This window comes from Lactobacillus gasseri ATCC 33323 = JCM 1131 (assembly GCF_000014425.1).
In the GTDB taxonomy this organism is placed as follows: domain Bacteria; phylum Bacillota; class Bacilli; order Lactobacillales; family Lactobacillaceae; genus Lactobacillus; species Lactobacillus gasseri.
Genome location: NC_008530.1, coordinates 1,233,657 through 1,247,227, shown reverse-complemented (window position 1 = coordinate 1,247,227; position 13,571 = coordinate 1,233,657). Strand labels below are relative to the sequence as shown.

At 36.5% G+C, this 13,571-nt stretch carries 18 protein-coding genes; all 18 read left to right on the top strand.

Going from position 1 to position 13,571, the window contains the following annotated elements; translation table 11 throughout:
- Window positions 1-17 precede the first annotated feature (17 nt).
- The 18 genes from prfA (at window position 18) to LGAS_RS06050 (ending at window position 13,547) form a co-directional block, all read left to right on the top strand.
- Window positions 18-1,106 (top strand): peptide chain release factor 1, encoded by a 1,089-nt coding sequence (gene prfA, locus LGAS_RS06135; RefSeq protein ID WP_003647063.1) that lies wholly within the window; start codon window positions 18-20, stop codon window positions 1,104-1,106.
- Window positions 1,099-1,941: a peptide chain release factor N(5)-glutamine methyltransferase gene (gene prmC / locus LGAS_RS06130; protein WP_003647064.1), complete on the top strand. Its 843-nt coding sequence runs from the start codon at window positions 1,099-1,101 to the stop codon at window positions 1,939-1,941. The genes prfA and prmC overlap by 8 nt, the downstream gene beginning before the upstream one ends.
- A complete protein-coding gene (locus LGAS_RS06125; RefSeq protein ID WP_003652075.1) occupies window positions 1,941-2,933 on the top strand; it encodes an L-threonylcarbamoyladenylate synthase in 993 nt (330 codons plus the stop codon). Before prmC ends, LGAS_RS06125 begins: the two co-directional genes overlap by 1 nt.
- Before the next feature lie 111 nt (window positions 2,934-3,044).
- A complete protein-coding gene (upp, locus tag LGAS_RS06120; RefSeq protein WP_011678916.1) occupies window positions 3,045-3,674 on the top strand; it encodes a uracil phosphoribosyltransferase in 630 nt (209 codons plus the stop codon).
- 91 nt (window positions 3,675-3,765) lie between these two features.
- Window positions 3,766-4,482 carry a F0F1 ATP synthase subunit A gene (gene atpB / locus LGAS_RS06115; protein WP_003652077.1) on the top strand — a complete coding sequence of 239 codons (717 nt, stop codon included), beginning with the start codon at window positions 3,766-3,768 and terminating at the stop codon, window positions 4,480-4,482.
- A gap of 19 nt (window positions 4,483-4,501) precedes the next feature.
- Window positions 4,502-4,714, top strand: a complete 213-nt coding sequence (atpE, locus tag LGAS_RS06110; protein ID WP_003648563.1) for a F0F1 ATP synthase subunit C — start codon at window positions 4,502-4,504, stop codon at window positions 4,712-4,714.
- A gap of 49 nt (window positions 4,715-4,763) precedes the next feature.
- Entirely contained in the window at window positions 4,764-5,264 is a 501-nt protein-coding gene (gene atpF, locus LGAS_RS06105; RefSeq protein WP_003647068.1) for a F0F1 ATP synthase subunit B, read from the top strand.
- Complete coding sequence (locus LGAS_RS06100) at window positions 5,264-5,812, top strand: F0F1 ATP synthase subunit delta (RefSeq protein ID WP_003647069.1); 549 nt, start codon at window positions 5,264-5,266, stop codon at window positions 5,810-5,812. The genes atpF and LGAS_RS06100 overlap by 1 nt, the downstream gene beginning before the upstream one ends.
- A gap of 14 nt (window positions 5,813-5,826) precedes the next feature.
- Window positions 5,827-7,338, top strand: coding sequence for a F0F1 ATP synthase subunit alpha (gene atpA / locus LGAS_RS06095; protein ID WP_003647070.1), 1,512 nt, complete (start codon window positions 5,827-5,829; stop codon window positions 7,336-7,338).
- Window positions 7,339-7,355: 17 nt separating this feature from the next.
- Window positions 7,356-8,312: a F0F1 ATP synthase subunit gamma gene (locus tag LGAS_RS06090; protein WP_003647071.1), complete on the top strand. Its 957-nt coding sequence runs from the start codon at window positions 7,356-7,358 to the stop codon at window positions 8,310-8,312.
- A 22-nt stretch (window positions 8,313-8,334) separates the two neighbouring features.
- Window positions 8,335-9,777 carry a F0F1 ATP synthase subunit beta gene (gene atpD / locus LGAS_RS06085; protein WP_003647072.1) on the top strand — a complete coding sequence of 481 codons (1,443 nt, stop codon included), beginning with the start codon at window positions 8,335-8,337 and terminating at the stop codon, window positions 9,775-9,777.
- Window positions 9,778-9,788: 11 nt separating this feature from the next.
- Window positions 9,789-10,229: a F0F1 ATP synthase subunit epsilon gene (locus LGAS_RS06080; RefSeq protein WP_003647073.1), complete on the top strand. Its 441-nt coding sequence runs from the start codon at window positions 9,789-9,791 to the stop codon at window positions 10,227-10,229.
- 51 nt (window positions 10,230-10,280) lie between these two features.
- Window positions 10,281-10,514 (top strand): DUF1146 domain-containing protein, encoded by a 234-nt coding sequence (locus tag LGAS_RS06075; protein WP_003647074.1) that lies wholly within the window; start codon window positions 10,281-10,283, stop codon window positions 10,512-10,514.
- Between the two features lie 107 nt (window positions 10,515-10,621).
- A complete protein-coding gene (gene mreB, locus LGAS_RS06070; RefSeq protein WP_003647075.1) occupies window positions 10,622-11,611 on the top strand; it encodes a rod shape-determining protein in 990 nt (329 codons plus the stop codon).
- 2 nt (window positions 11,612-11,613) lie between these two features.
- On the top strand, window positions 11,614-11,799 hold the full coding sequence (locus tag LGAS_RS06065; RefSeq protein ID WP_003647076.1) for a DNA-directed RNA polymerase subunit beta: 186 nt from the start codon (window positions 11,614-11,616) through the stop codon (window positions 11,797-11,799).
- A 1-nt stretch (window position 11,800) separates the two neighbouring features.
- Window positions 11,801-12,094, top strand: a complete 294-nt coding sequence (gene yidD / locus LGAS_RS06060; RefSeq protein ID WP_003652083.1) for a membrane protein insertion efficiency factor YidD — start codon at window positions 11,801-11,803, stop codon at window positions 12,092-12,094.
- 10 nt (window positions 12,095-12,104) lie between these two features.
- Window positions 12,105-12,332, top strand: coding sequence for a DUF2969 domain-containing protein (locus LGAS_RS06055; RefSeq protein ID WP_003647078.1), 228 nt, complete (start codon window positions 12,105-12,107; stop codon window positions 12,330-12,332).
- An 18-nt stretch (window positions 12,333-12,350) separates the two neighbouring features.
- Complete coding sequence (locus tag LGAS_RS06050) at window positions 12,351-13,547, top strand: FtsW/RodA/SpoVE family cell cycle protein (protein ID WP_003647079.1); 1,197 nt, start codon at window positions 12,351-12,353, stop codon at window positions 13,545-13,547.
- Window positions 13,548-13,571: the final 24 nt, after the last annotated feature.

Below are 13,571 nucleotides of genomic sequence, written 5' to 3'. Positions count from 1 at the left end.
AAGGAAGGATAATAAAAATGGATAAAGTAATGGCTCAGTTGGAAGGATTAGTTGCCCATTATGAAGAACTTCAAGAAATGATGGCCGATCCGGAAGTTATTAATGATACTAAGCGCTATATGGAGATTTCTAAAGAAGAAGCTGATATGCGTGAAGTAGTACAAAAGTATCGAAAGTACAAGTCTGATATAAAGGAAATTGATGATAATAAAGAAATCATTTCAAGTGAGTCTGATGATGATTTGGTTGAAATGGCTAAGGAAGAAAATTCTGAATTAGAAAAAGAAGTTGCTAAATTAGAAGATGAAATTAAAATTTTGATGCTTCCTAAGGATCCCAATGATGATAAAGATATCATTATGGAAATTAGAGGAGCTGCTGGTGGGGATGAAGCATCCTTATTTGCTGGTGATTTACTCAGAATGTATGAAAAATATGCTGAGACTCAAGGCTGGAAAGTATCTTTAATTGACTCAGAGCCAACTGAAGTAGGGGGCTATAAGCGTGTTGCCGTTATGATTACCGGCGATAAAGTTTACTCAAAATTAAAGTATGAAAATGGTGCTCACCGTGTTCAACGTGTACCTGTAACTGAATCTCAAGGTCGTGTTCACACTTCAACTGCGACAGTTGCAGTTATGCCAGAATATGAACAAGTAGATATTGATTTAGACCCTAAAGATATTCGTGTGGATGTTTATCGTTCATCTGGTGCCGGTGGTCAGCACATTAACAAAACTTCTAGTGCTGTTCGTATGACTCACCTTCCAACTGGAATTGTGGTTGCTATGCAAGATCAACGTAGTCAACAACAAAACCGTGAAAAAGCAATGCAAATTTTAAAATCGCGTGTTTATGATTATTACGAAAGTCAAAATCGTGATAAGTACGATGCTAAAAGAAAAGATGCAGTCGGTACTGGGGACCGTTCAGAAAGAATTAGAACATATAATTATCCTCAAAATCGTGTAACTGATCACCGAATTGGCTTAACTTTGAACAAGCTTGATCGAGTAATGAACGGCGAACTAGATGAGATTATTAATGCCTTAGTTCTTTACTACCAAACCCAACAACTAGAAAAGATGGCTGAAGAAAATGCCTAAAAGTTTAAAGCAGATCAAGGAAGCTGTGTTAAAAGATAGTCCTGAAATTCGTTCAGATGATATTGACTATGTACTGGGCGAAAGATTAGGCTATACGCCTTCAGAATTTCTACTACATATAGATGATGAATTAAGTCTAGCTCAAGAAAAACAAGCATTAAAAGATATGAAGAAATTATGTAGAGGGATATCTCCACAATATATTTTGGGATATGCTTGGTTTTACGGTTATAAAATTTTGGTTAATCGCGGTGTTTTAATACCTAGATTTGAAACTGAAGAACTTGTTAAGTGGGCTCTTGAAAATATTAAATCTGGTGAAAAAATTCTTGATTTAGGTACTGGCTCTGGAGCAATTATGGTTGCTTTAGTGAAGCAGGCTCAAGATCGAAAAATTGAAAATTTAATTCTATATGCTAGCGATATTACTGATGCTGCTTTACGTGAAAGCGAAGAGAACTTTTTAAAATATGATTTAGATGTTAGAACGCGTAAAGCTAATGTTTTAGTAGGTTTAGAAAAGTTTGATACCATTATTTCTAACCCACCTTATATCAAAACTAGCGAAAAAGATTTGATGGATGCAAATGTAATAAAAAATGAACCAGATACTGCATTATATGGTGGAGAAGATGGTTTGGATTTTTATCGGAAATTTGCTAAGCAAATTCGTTCGCATTTGTATTCTCATGGGCAATTTTTCCTGGAATTTGGCTTTAGCGAAAAAGATCAATTAAAGGACTTATTTGAAGCGGAATTACCAGATTTTGAAATTGAGTTTAAAAATGACTTAGCAGGTAAGCCAAGAATGGTTCATGGAAGGTGGAAGAAATAATGGAAACTAAGATTTTCAGTAAAAAACAAATTCCTGAAGCAGTTGAACTCTTGAAGAAAGGTGAATTGGTAGCCTTTCCAACTGAAACTGTGTACGGTCTTGGTGCTTTAGCAACTAATGAAAAAGCTGTTAAAGGAGTATATGCAGCTAAAGGACGTCCAAGTGATAATCCATTGATTGTCACTGTTTCTGATGAAAAAATGATGGAAAATTATGTTAATGAAGTACCAGAGCGAGCAAAAAAATTAATTAAGCATTTTTGGCCTGGTCCATTAACAATTATTCTTTTCGTTAAAGAAGGTACTTTACCTGATGCTGTAACAGGGGGACTCCCAACTGCTGCTTTCCGTTGTCCAGATGATGAACTGACTCATGACTTGATTAGCGAGCTAGGTAAGCCAATTGTAGGTCCGTCTGCTAATACTTCAACTAAGCCAAGCCCAACCACAGCTGGCCATGTTTATCATGACCTAAAGGGAAAGATTGCTGGAATTATTGATAATGGACCAACAGAAATTGGGTTAGAGTCAACAATTGTTGATTTATCAGTAGAAACGCCTACTGTTCTTCGTCCTGGAGAAATTACTCCTGAAGAAATTTCAAAAGTGCTTGGAGAAGAAGTATTGATGAATAAGGGTACGACTCAAACTAAGGGTGTACCAAAGGCTCCAGGTATGAAATATCGTCATTATGCTCCTAGTGCTCCAGTCTTCATCGTTGATAAAGAAGAAGATTTTTCAAAGATTAAATGGGACAAGGAAACTGGAGTGGCCGCTTTAGATGAAGTACTTGATAAAATTAATAGCTCTAATAAATATAGCTTAGGTACAACGATTGATAAGGCAGCACACAACCTATTCGGTGCTCTTAGGTATTTTGATAGTGAAAATAATATTAAGCGCATTTATGTGCAAGGTTTTGATCATGGAACAATTAGTCCTGCTTATATGAATCGTTTAAACAAAGCAGCTGCTGGACATCATTTTCATTAAAATAAAAGGCATGTAGAAAAACATGCCTTTTTTCGTACGATTTAAGAAACATTTATCTAATAATTTGTTAAAATAATGAACGAAGTATTATTTTTAAAATAGGAGGCCATTATGGGTAAGTTTACCGTTTTGAATCACCCGTTGATCCAACATAAGTTGACAATCATCCGTAAGAAAGATACAGGTACGAACGAATTTCGTCAAATTGTTGGTGAAATTGGTGGACTCATGGTGTATGAAATGACACGTGATTTGCCATTGAAGAATGTTGAGATTGAAACTCCAATTGGAAAGTCAACTCAAAAAGAATTAGCAGGTAAAAAATTGGTTATTGTGCCAATTCTGCGTGCTGGTCTTGGAATGGTCGATGGTGTTCTTCAAATGATCCCATCTGCTAAAGTCGGACATATTGGCATGTATCGTGATGAAGAGACTTTAAAGCCACATGAATATTTCTTCAAGATGCCACCAGATATTGAAGAACGTGAATGTATTATTGTTGATCCAATGCTTGCTACCGGTGGATCAGCAAACATGGCTATTGGAGCATTAAAGAAGCGTGGTGCTAAAAACATTCGCTTAGCTGTTTTAGTTGCAGCTCCTGAAGGTGTAAAGGCTGTTCAAGAAGCAAATCCTGATGTTGATATCTATGCAGCAGAAGAAGATGAAAAATTAATGGATAACGGTTACATCTACCCAGGTCTAGGGGATGCAGGAGATAGATTGTTCGGAACTAAGTAATTTTACTCAAAAATCTTTTGAAATTGAAATTTTTGGGTGTTATCATTTTTAGTGTGTTTGAGGTATTCAGCACAAGAAGGGAGGTCACGAAGTGAATGAGAAATCTGTAGTCGTTAATGTATTCGGCTTGAATTTCAATGTAACTAACTGCTTAGGGGGAACGTTAGTCGCAATTGCGGTTTTCTTTCTTGTTTGGTATTTAGGACGCAATATTTCTTTAAAACCTAATAAAAAGCAAAATTTATTAGAATATCTAATTGATTTTACAAATGGGATTGTTAAAGATAATGTTGCTGATGTAGATGCACAAAAACATCTATCTCTTTATGCCTTTACCCTATTTATGTTCATTTTCTTTATGAACCAGTTAGGTTTGTTCTTTGAGTTTTCAATTAATGACCATATCCTTGTCAAATCACCAACTGCTAACCCATTGATTACAATGACTATGGCAATGATGACATTGTTATTATCTTATAACTTTGGTGTTCAGAAGTTTGGTGCTAAAGGTTATTTTGCAAATTATGCAAAACCAGTTGGATTTTTACTTCCAATCAATATTATTGAGGAATTCACTAATTTCTTGACGTTATCACTACGTCTTTACGGTAATATTTATGCCGGTGAAGTTTTACTAACTTTAATCGGTGGACGTTTTGCAAAGAGTGCGGGTTGGTTTACCGTCATCGCTTCGGTTCCACTAACTTTAATCTGGCAAGGCTTCTCTGTCTTTATTGGCTCTATCCAGGCATATGTATTCGTAACTTTATCAATGGTGTACATTGGTAAGAAGGTTACTGAAGAATAATTTTACGGAGGTTTTTTCTATGAAATATTTAGCTGCCGCAATTGCCGCCGGTTTAGCTGCTTTAGCTGCTTCCTGGGGTAACGGAAAAGTTATTTCAAAAACTATTGAAGGTATCGCAAGACAACCAGAATCTGCTAACAACTTAAGATCAACTATGTTTATCGGTGTTGGTTTGATCGAAGCCGTTCCTATTTTGGCTATCGTTATTGGTTTCTTGATTCTCTTCCTGTAATTTGCGTTTTAGAGATAAGATCGTAATTACGAGAAAGAAGGGTTGAGACATGCAATTTATGTTTGCAGCCTTAAAATTAGAGTTAGGAGATACGCTTTACTATCTTTTAATCTTTGCAGCTCTGCTCCTTTTGGTTAAGCACTTTGCTTGGGGTCCAGTAACAAAGATGATGGAGAAGCGTCGTCAAAAGGTGATCAGCGATCTTGATCAAGCAGAAAGTGACCGTAAAAAGGCAGCTCTTCTTGCTAATCAACGTGAAGCAGCCTTGAAAGACTCTAAACAAGAGGCAACACAAATTCTTTCTACTGCAAAGAGAAATGCGGAAAAGACTAAGAGTAGTATTATTAGTCAAGCTGATCAAGAAGCTGCCGCAATTAGAGAAAGAGCATCTAAAGATGCTGCGCAAGCAAAAACAGATGCTTTAAACGAGGCTCGTGATCAAGTAGCAGATATTTCTGTCGCAATTGCTGAAAAAGTAATTAGTAAGAGTTTATCTGCTGCAGATCAGAAGGACTTGGTAGATCAATTTATCAAGGGGCTGAATGACTAATGGCTTTAAGTAGAGAAGAAATTGCTTCCAGATACAGTAAAGCTTTGTTTGCTTATGCACAGGATGCTAAAAAGCTTGATGAAGTACACGAAGATATGAATGTGTTGCTTCAAGTAGCTAAAGAGAATCCTGATATGCTACGCTTGTTAAGCGATCCAATTATTCGAAAGAATCAAAAAGAAGAATTTTTATCAAGTTTTAGTGGCGAATTTTCTTCTGAGACAAAGAATTTTTTAGAATTTCTTTTAGAATATGGAAGATTCAATGCCTTGACTGAAATCATTAAAGCCTTTGATGCGCTCTATGATGAAGATAAAAATATTGCTTCTGGTACAGCAGTGAGTGCTATTAATCTTGATGAGGACGAATTAAATCGTATTAGTCAAGCTTATGCTAAGAAGTATGGCTTTAAGAAATTGATTCTGACAAATGAAGTGGATTCCAGTATCTTAGGAGGTATAATCCTCAAAGTCGGGGATCGTATTATTGATGGTTCGATAAGAACTAGATTGCAACAAATTCGTGAGCAATTAATTGAAAATAGATAAAAGAGGTGAAACCATTGAGCATTAAAGCGGAAGAAATTAGCGCTTTGATCAAGCAACAACTTGAGAAATATGATGATAAGCTCAACGTCAACGAAGTTGGTACTGTTACCTACGTCGGTGACGGTATCGCCCGTGCTCACGGTCTAAATAACGTATTATCAAGTGAATTGTTACAATTTTCTAACGGTTCATACGGTATTGCGCAAAACCTAGAAGCTAATGATGTTGGTATCATCATCTTAGGTCGCTTTGATGATATTCGTGAAGGCGACCAAGTTAAGCGTACTGGTCGAATTATGGAAGTTCCTGTTGGCGATCAATTAATTGGTCGTGTTGTGAACCCATTAGGACAACCAGTAGATGGTTTAGGTGAGATTAAGACTGATAAAACTAGACCTATCGAAAGTAAAGCTCCTGGTGTTATGGATAGACAATCCGTTAACCAACCTTTACAAACTGGTATTAAAGCTATCGATGCTTTAGTTCCAATTGGTCGAGGACAGCGTGAATTGATCATTGGTGACCGTAAGACAGGTAAAACTGCTCTTGCTTTGGATACTATCATTAATCAAAAAGGCCAAGATGTCATTTGTATTTACGTTGCCATTGGTCAAAAGGAATCAACAGTTAAGAATTCTGTTGAAACCTTAAAACGATTTGGTGCTATGGACTACACAATCGTAGTAGAAGCTGGACCTAGTGAGCCAGCACCAATGCTTTACATCGCTCCATATGCAGGTACTGCTATGGGTGAAGAGTTTATGTACAATGGTAAGGATGTATTAATCGTATTTGATGACTTGAGTAAACAAGCCGTTGCTTACCGTGAAATTTCCTTACTTCTTCGTCGTCCGCCTGGTCGTGAAGCTTATCCAGGTGACGTATTCTACTTGCACTCTCGCTTGCTAGAACGTAGTGCTAAGTTGAATAAGAAGCTTGGTGGCGGTTCAATGACTGCGTTACCATTTATTCAAACTCAAGCTGGAGATATTTCGGCATATATTCCAACTAACGTTATTTCCATTACTGATGGACAGATTTTCTTGGAAGCCGACTTGTTCTTCGCTGGTACTCGTCCTGCCATTAACGCTGGTGAATCTGTTTCTCGTGTTGGTGGTAGTGCACAGATCAAGGCTATGAAGAAAGTAGCAGGTACGTTGCGTGTTGACCTAGCTTCATATAGAGAACTTGAAAGTTTCGCTCAATTTGGTAGTGATCTTGACCAAGCTACTCAAGCTAAGTTAAACCGTGGACGTCGTACTGTTGAAGTTTTGAAGCAACCACTTCATAAGCCACTTCCTGTTGAAGATGAAGTATTGATTCTTTATGCTTTAACACATGGCTTTTTGGATGCTATCCCTGTACCGGATATTCAACGTTATGAACTTGAATTATATGATTACTTTGCAAGTAACTATAATGACTTACTTGATGTAATCCGTACAACGGGAGATTTACCTGAGGAAGCTAAGCTTAACGAAGCTTTAAAGAACTTCAACGAAGGTTTTTCAATCAGTAAGAAATAGAAGAGGAGGTTTTTTCATTGGCAGAATCTCTCCTTGAACTGAAAAAAAAGATTGCTTCAATCCAGAAGACAGGTCAGATCACTGAAGCTATGAGAATGGTTTCTGGTGTTAAACTGAATAGAACTGAAAAGCTGGATCAAGAATATACTATTTATAACGATAAGGTTAGAGCAACAGTTTCTCACTTGATGAGTTCACAAATTGTGAAGCAATTAGGTAAGGAAACTAAAGAATATAATGAATTTGGTGGCTCTGCCAGCATAGATTATAGTAACTTCTTTGATTTAGGTACTCTTGCGTCTTTAGTTCAGCCTCGTAAAAAAATTAAATCCACTGGTTACTTAGTAATTAGTGGTGATAGAGGGTTAGTTGGTTCTTATAACAGTCAAGTTATTAAGAATATGATGAGTATTTTTAAAGATGCTGACGCTCAGAATAAAGACGTTAAAATTTTGGCAGTAGGTAGTGTAGCAGCACAATTCTTTAAGAAACAAAATTTAAATGTTGTGTATGAATATAGTGGCGTAAGTGATGTTCCAACTTACAATGAAGTAAGAGACATTATTCAAACTGCTGTTAAATTGTATTTAAATGGCGTTTACGATGAACTTTTCGTTTGTTATACGCACCACGTAAATACATTGACTTCTGCTTTTAGAGTAGAAAGTATGCTTCCAATATCTGACATTGATATTAATCATAAAGATACAATGCCAAAGGATTACATTATTGAACCAGATATTGATTCAGTATTAAAAACAGTTTTACCTCAGTTTTCTAAATCAATGATTTTCGGTGCTATTTTGGATGCTAAAACTGCAGAACATGCCAGTTCTATGACTGCAATGCAGAGTGCATCTAAAAATGCTGATGATGTTGTATCTGGGTTGAAGACAAAATTGAACCGAGCAAGACAGGCACAGATTACTACCGAAATTACTGAAATTATCGGTGGAGCAAATGCCTTAGAATAAAATAGAAAAGGAGGTAGATGTTTTGGGTAAAGGCGAAATTGTCCAAGTTATTGGACCTGTCGTTGATGTGGAATTTCCACTAGATAAAGATTTGCCTGATATTAATAACGCCTTACGTGTCACAAATAACAATGGTGATACTCTTGTTCTTGAAGTTACACTAGAACTTGGTGATGGTGTTTTAAGAACTATCTCAATGGAATCTACCGACGGTTTGAGACGTGGAATGGAAGTTGAAGACACTGGTGCTCCAATTTCTGTTCCTGTTGGTAAAGATACTTTAGGACGTGTCTTTAACGTATTAGGTGATCCAATTGATGGTGGTCCTGCTTTAGGTAAAGATGTAAAACGTGAAGGTATTCATAAAGAAGCACCTAAGTACGATGAATTAAGTACGAGTGAAGAAATTCTTGAAACTGGTATTAAAGTTATTGATTTACTTGAACCATATGTTCGTGGTGGTAAAGTTGGTCTATTCGGTGGTGCCGGTGTTGGTAAGACAACCATTATTCAAGAGTTAATTCATAACATTGCCCAAGAACACGGTGGTATTTCCGTATTTACTGGTGTTGGTGAAAGAACACGTGAAGGTAATGACCTTTACTTTGAAATGAAGGCATCTGGAGTTCTATCAAAGACTGCCATGGTCTTTGGTCAGATGAACGAGCCACCTGGTGCCAGAATGCGTGTTGCATTAACTGGTTTGACCATTGCGGAATATTTCCGTGATGTTGAAGGTTTGGACGTATTATTGTTTATTGATAATATCTTCCGTTTCACTCAGGCTGGTTCTGAAGTTTCAGCTCTTCTTGGTCGTATGCCAAGTGCCGTTGGTTATCAGCCAACTTTAGCAACTGAAATGGGTCAGTTGCAAGAACGTATTACTTCAACTAAGAAGGGTTCTATCACTTCAATTCAAGCTGTTTATGTTCCAGCTGATGACTATACTGACCCAGCTCCAGCAACTACATTTGCTCACTTGGATGCTACTACTAACCTAGAGCGTCGTTTGGTTGAACAAGGTATATATCCAGCTGTTGACCCACTTGAATCAACTTCTAGTGCATTGGATCCAGAAGTTGTTGGTGAGGAACACTATCAAGTTGCCGTTCAAGTTCAGCATATTTTGCAACGTTATCAAGAATTGCAAGATATTATTTCCGTTTTGGGTATGGATGAATTATCAGACGATGAGAAATTAATTGTTGAACGTGCAAGAAAGATTCAATTCTTCCTTTCACAAAACTTCTTTGTTGCTGAACAATTTACTGGTCTTCCAGGATCTTATGTTCCAATTAAAGAGACAATTAAAGGATTCAAGATGATCATTGATGGTAAGTTAGATGATCTTCCAGAAGATGCTTTCCGTAACGTTGGTCCTATTGAAGACGTTGTCAAGAAGGCTGAAAAGATGGGAGTTACTCCTAAAAATCCTGAAGCAAAAGCAATGCTAGAAGCAAAGTAAGGTGATGCGTTATGGCAGATCCAGAAAAGATTTTAAAAGTTAGCGTTGTAACACCAGATGGAATTGTCTATTCTCATAATGCGACTATGGTAGCAATGAGAGCAATTGACGGTGAACGTACGATTATGTATGATCACCTTCCAATCGTTACTCCTTTAGCTATTGGTGAAGTTCGAGTAAAAAGAACGCATGAAATGAATGATCGCGTTGATCATATTGCTGTTAATGGTGGCTACATTGAATTTTCAAATAATGAAGCAACTATTATAGCAGATAGTGCAGAACGTGCGCGCAACATTGACGTTGAACGTGCGCAATCAGCTAAGAAGCGTGCAGAACAACACATGCAAGAAGCTAAAGAGAAACATAACGAAAGAGAAATGTTAGAAGCTGAGATTGCTTTGCGTCGTGCAGTTAATAGATTGCATGTACGTGAAAATTACGGCAAATAATAGAGGAAAAAGACGAACATCTTGTTCGTCTTTTTTTATGGAGAAAATCATATGATAAAACAAGTTGGAGTTCACGCTGTTGTCAGTCTAATTACATATTTGGTAACTATTGCATTTTCTTTCAAAGCTGTAAAAGGATTGAGAGTTGCTCAATTATTCAAAAAAGGTCATACTTTTGAAATTCAAGTCTTTTTACTTTTTGTTTCTATTGCATTAGGTTTTTTAGTAGGGCAATTTATTTTAGCCTTAGTAGATCAATCACTTGCTTTAAAGATGCTTTTTTAAGGATTTTCATAAGAAATTGTTTAGAATGGCAGTTCTTTATACTTGTTCTTAAAGTAAAGCAGTATTTATGTTACAATTTTTAATGATTAAATACTGGAGGCACTAGCGTGGCAAGAGATATAGGAATTGATTTAGGAACCGCAAATGTTCTAATAAATGTATCCGGCAAAGGAATTGTTTTGAATGAGCCTTCCGTGGTTGCTGTTGATACAGATAAAGATAAAGTTGTCGCAGTCGGTACTGAGGCATATAAGATGGTAGGACGTACGCCAGGTAATATTAGAGTCATTAGACCGTTGAAGAATGGTGTTATTGCTGATTTTGATATTACAGAAGAAATGCTTAGCTACTTTATTGAAAAACTAAATGTAAAAGGTTTTATGTCTAAACCAAATATTTTGATTTGTGCTCCTACAGGGGTTACTTCAATTGAGCAAAAGGCAATTATTCAAGCAGCTGAAAAGTCTGGCGGTGGACGTGTATATTTGGATTTTGAGCCAAAAGTAGCAGCTGTTGGTGCTGGCCTAGATATTTTTAAACCTCAAGGAAATATGGTTATTGATATTGGTGGTGGTACGACAGATATTGCTGTTTTGTCAATGGGAGAAATTGTAACTTCTCGCTCACTTCGCTGGGCTGGAGATAAAATGAATCAGGCTATTGCAAGTTATATTAAGAGAAGCAAGAATCTTTTGGTTGGTCAACATACTGCTGAGCAAATTAAGATTCAGTTGGGAACTGCTTTTGAAGCTGATCCAACTAAGACAATGACTGTACGAGGTCGTGATATGGTTGATGGTTTACCAAAACAGGTAGCAATCAATGAATTAGAAGTGCAAAAAGCCCTTGAAGATGGATTAATGTCAATCGTTGCCGCAACAAAAGAAGTTTTGGAACAAACTCCACCAGAATTATCAGCGGATATTATTGATCGTGGCATCATGCTAACTGGTGGTGGAGCTTTGCTTAAAAATATTGATAAATTAATTACTTATTATCTTCAAGTCCCTGTTTTGAAAGCTGATGACCCACTGGAGGCTGTAGCAAAAGGTACCGGTGTATTACTTAAAAATATTGAAAATCACCAGAGACACTAATTATGAATAGAGAAAGTTTTGATTTTTCATTAGTAAATAAACATTTAAAAAAAGTGGGAAAGATACTTTTGTATTTGTTTGTGACAATGCTCTTAGGAGCATTTATTGGATGCGGCGTTGCAAGCGGTAATCCTTTTGCAATCTTCTTTCCTAGTACATGGGTTCATTTTTTTGAGTTTTTAAGTTAAAATGAATAAATTGTTAATTGGGTTGGTAAATGTTTATAAAAAGTTTATTTCTCCAGTTTTGCCCCCAACATGCAGATATTATCCTACATGTTCAACTTACATGATTGATGCTTTAAAAAAGCATGGGGCAATTTTAGGCTTAATAATGGGAATATCGCGAATAATACGCTGTAATCCTTTTATTAAGGGAGGAGTAGATCCAGTGCCGGATTATTTTACCCTGCGCCGTAATCCGCATCCAGAACGATATGAAGATGAAATTATTGCGCAGGCGTTTCATTCGAATAAAAAGTAGGAGAATATATATGTCTAGAAAATTGGAAAGTATTGATATTGAAGTTAATGAAAGAAAGGGCACTCCTATGCCTACATGGGAAGTTATTATTCCAGGTAAGCGTTCTATTGGAATTATTGAGCAAGAAGAAGAACGCTATCATGTAGTATCTTCTAAAACTAACCATAGCCTTTACTCTAAGACTTTAGAAAGTGCCATTAATGAATTGCTTTCATACTTTACTTTGCATGAAAAATAAACAAAGTAGGGATATACAATGACAAAAGTTGAAAATAAAGCAGATTGGTATGATCGCATCGCATGGGGTGTTGTAGTTCCAGTCTTTTTATTGGCAGTCATCAGTCTGTATGGCATTTGGGTAGCAACAGTAAATGATCCTAAGATGGGAAGCCCCAAAAAAGCCGTTTTAATTCAAGCTGTATGGTATTTAGTTTCAATTGGATTAGTAATTTTTGTGATGCAATTTGATGCAGAGCAGCTTTTTAAAATTGCACCGATAGCTTATGGCATAGGTATCTTTTTATTAATTGCTGTGCTGTTTTTATATAACAAGCAGGTGTTTCAAGATACTGGTGCAAAGAGTTGGTTTAAACTTGGACCATTAACTTTTCAGCCATCCGAAGTAATGAAACCGGCTTTTATTTTGATGCTAGCCAGAGTAGTAGAGCGACATAATGAGCAATACGCCCATACTTTTAAAACTGATTGTGTCTTAATTGGAAAAATATTTGCTTGGTTAATTCCTGTTGCGGTTTTACTAAAGTTGCAGAATGACTTTGGTACTATGCTTGTGTTTTTTGCAATTGTTGGTGGAGTGATTTTAGTTTCAGGAATAAGTTGGAAAATAATTATACCAGTCTATGGATTAGTGTTTATTATTGGAGCAGCAGCTATTCTTTTGGTTACTACACCTGGGGGACAGGCATTTTTAGGAAGTGCGTTTAATTTTAGAGCCTATCAATTTCAAAGAATTAACTCTTGGCTTAATCCCTCTCAGGATACTTCATCAGGTGCCTATCAATTATGGCAGAGTATGAAGGCAATTGGATCCGGTCAAATTTGGGGTCATGGTTTTGGAAAGGTAAGTGTCTATGTTCCAGTTAGAACATCAGATATGGTTTTCTCAGTAATTGGTGAATCATTAGGATTTGTCGGATGCTGTGCTTTGATCTTAATTTATTTCTATCTAATTTTTCAAATGGTTAAAATTACCTTTGAAACAAGAAATGCATTTTATTCATACATTTCTACTGGAATTATTATGATGATCTTATTCCACGTTTTTGAAAATGTTGGAATGGGAATTGATCTATTGCCTTTAACTGGTATCCCGCTTCCGTTTGTTTCTCAAGGGGGATCTGCCTTGTTGGGTAATATGATTGGCATTGGGCTCATTTTATCAATGAAATGGCACCATAAAGATTATATCTTTAGTACTGCAGGAGATTTTTAAATAAAAAAAGACCTTGTCATAAAT

What these genes read in the sequence shown, in the direction of transcription:
- LGAS_RS06100 (WP_003647069.1), top strand. Translation starts at nt 5,264, where the DNA reads ATGGCTTTAAGTAGAGAAGAAATTGCTTCCAGATACAGTAAAGCTTTG.
- atpE (WP_003648563.1), top strand. Translation starts at nt 4,502, where the DNA reads ATGAAATATTTAGCTGCCGCAATTGCCGCCGGTTTAGCTGCTTTAGCT.
- atpF (WP_003647068.1), top strand. Translation starts at nt 4,764, where the DNA reads ATGCAATTTATGTTTGCAGCCTTAAAATTAGAGTTAGGAGATACGCTT.
- LGAS_RS06050 (WP_003647079.1), top strand. Translation starts at nt 12,351, where the DNA reads ATGACAAAAGTTGAAAATAAAGCAGATTGGTATGATCGCATCGCATGG.
- upp (WP_011678916.1), top strand. Translation starts at nt 3,045, where the DNA reads ATGGGTAAGTTTACCGTTTTGAATCACCCGTTGATCCAACATAAGTTG.
- LGAS_RS06075 (WP_003647074.1), top strand. Translation starts at nt 10,281, where the DNA reads ATGATAAAACAAGTTGGAGTTCACGCTGTTGTCAGTCTAATTACATAT.
- LGAS_RS06055 (WP_003647078.1), top strand. Translation starts at nt 12,105, where the DNA reads ATGTCTAGAAAATTGGAAAGTATTGATATTGAAGTTAATGAAAGAAAG.
- LGAS_RS06125 (WP_003652075.1), top strand. Translation starts at nt 1,941, where the DNA reads ATGGAAACTAAGATTTTCAGTAAAAAACAAATTCCTGAAGCAGTTGAA.
- yidD (WP_003652083.1), top strand. Translation starts at nt 11,801, where the DNA reads ATGAATAAATTGTTAATTGGGTTGGTAAATGTTTATAAAAAGTTTATT.
- prfA (WP_003647063.1), top strand. Translation starts at nt 18, where the DNA reads ATGGATAAAGTAATGGCTCAGTTGGAAGGATTAGTTGCCCATTATGAA.
- LGAS_RS06065 (WP_003647076.1), top strand. Translation starts at nt 11,614, where the DNA reads ATGAATAGAGAAAGTTTTGATTTTTCATTAGTAAATAAACATTTAAAA.
- LGAS_RS06080 (WP_003647073.1), top strand. Translation starts at nt 9,789, where the DNA reads ATGGCAGATCCAGAAAAGATTTTAAAAGTTAGCGTTGTAACACCAGAT.
- prmC (WP_003647064.1), top strand. Translation starts at nt 1,099, where the DNA reads ATGCCTAAAAGTTTAAAGCAGATCAAGGAAGCTGTGTTAAAAGATAGT.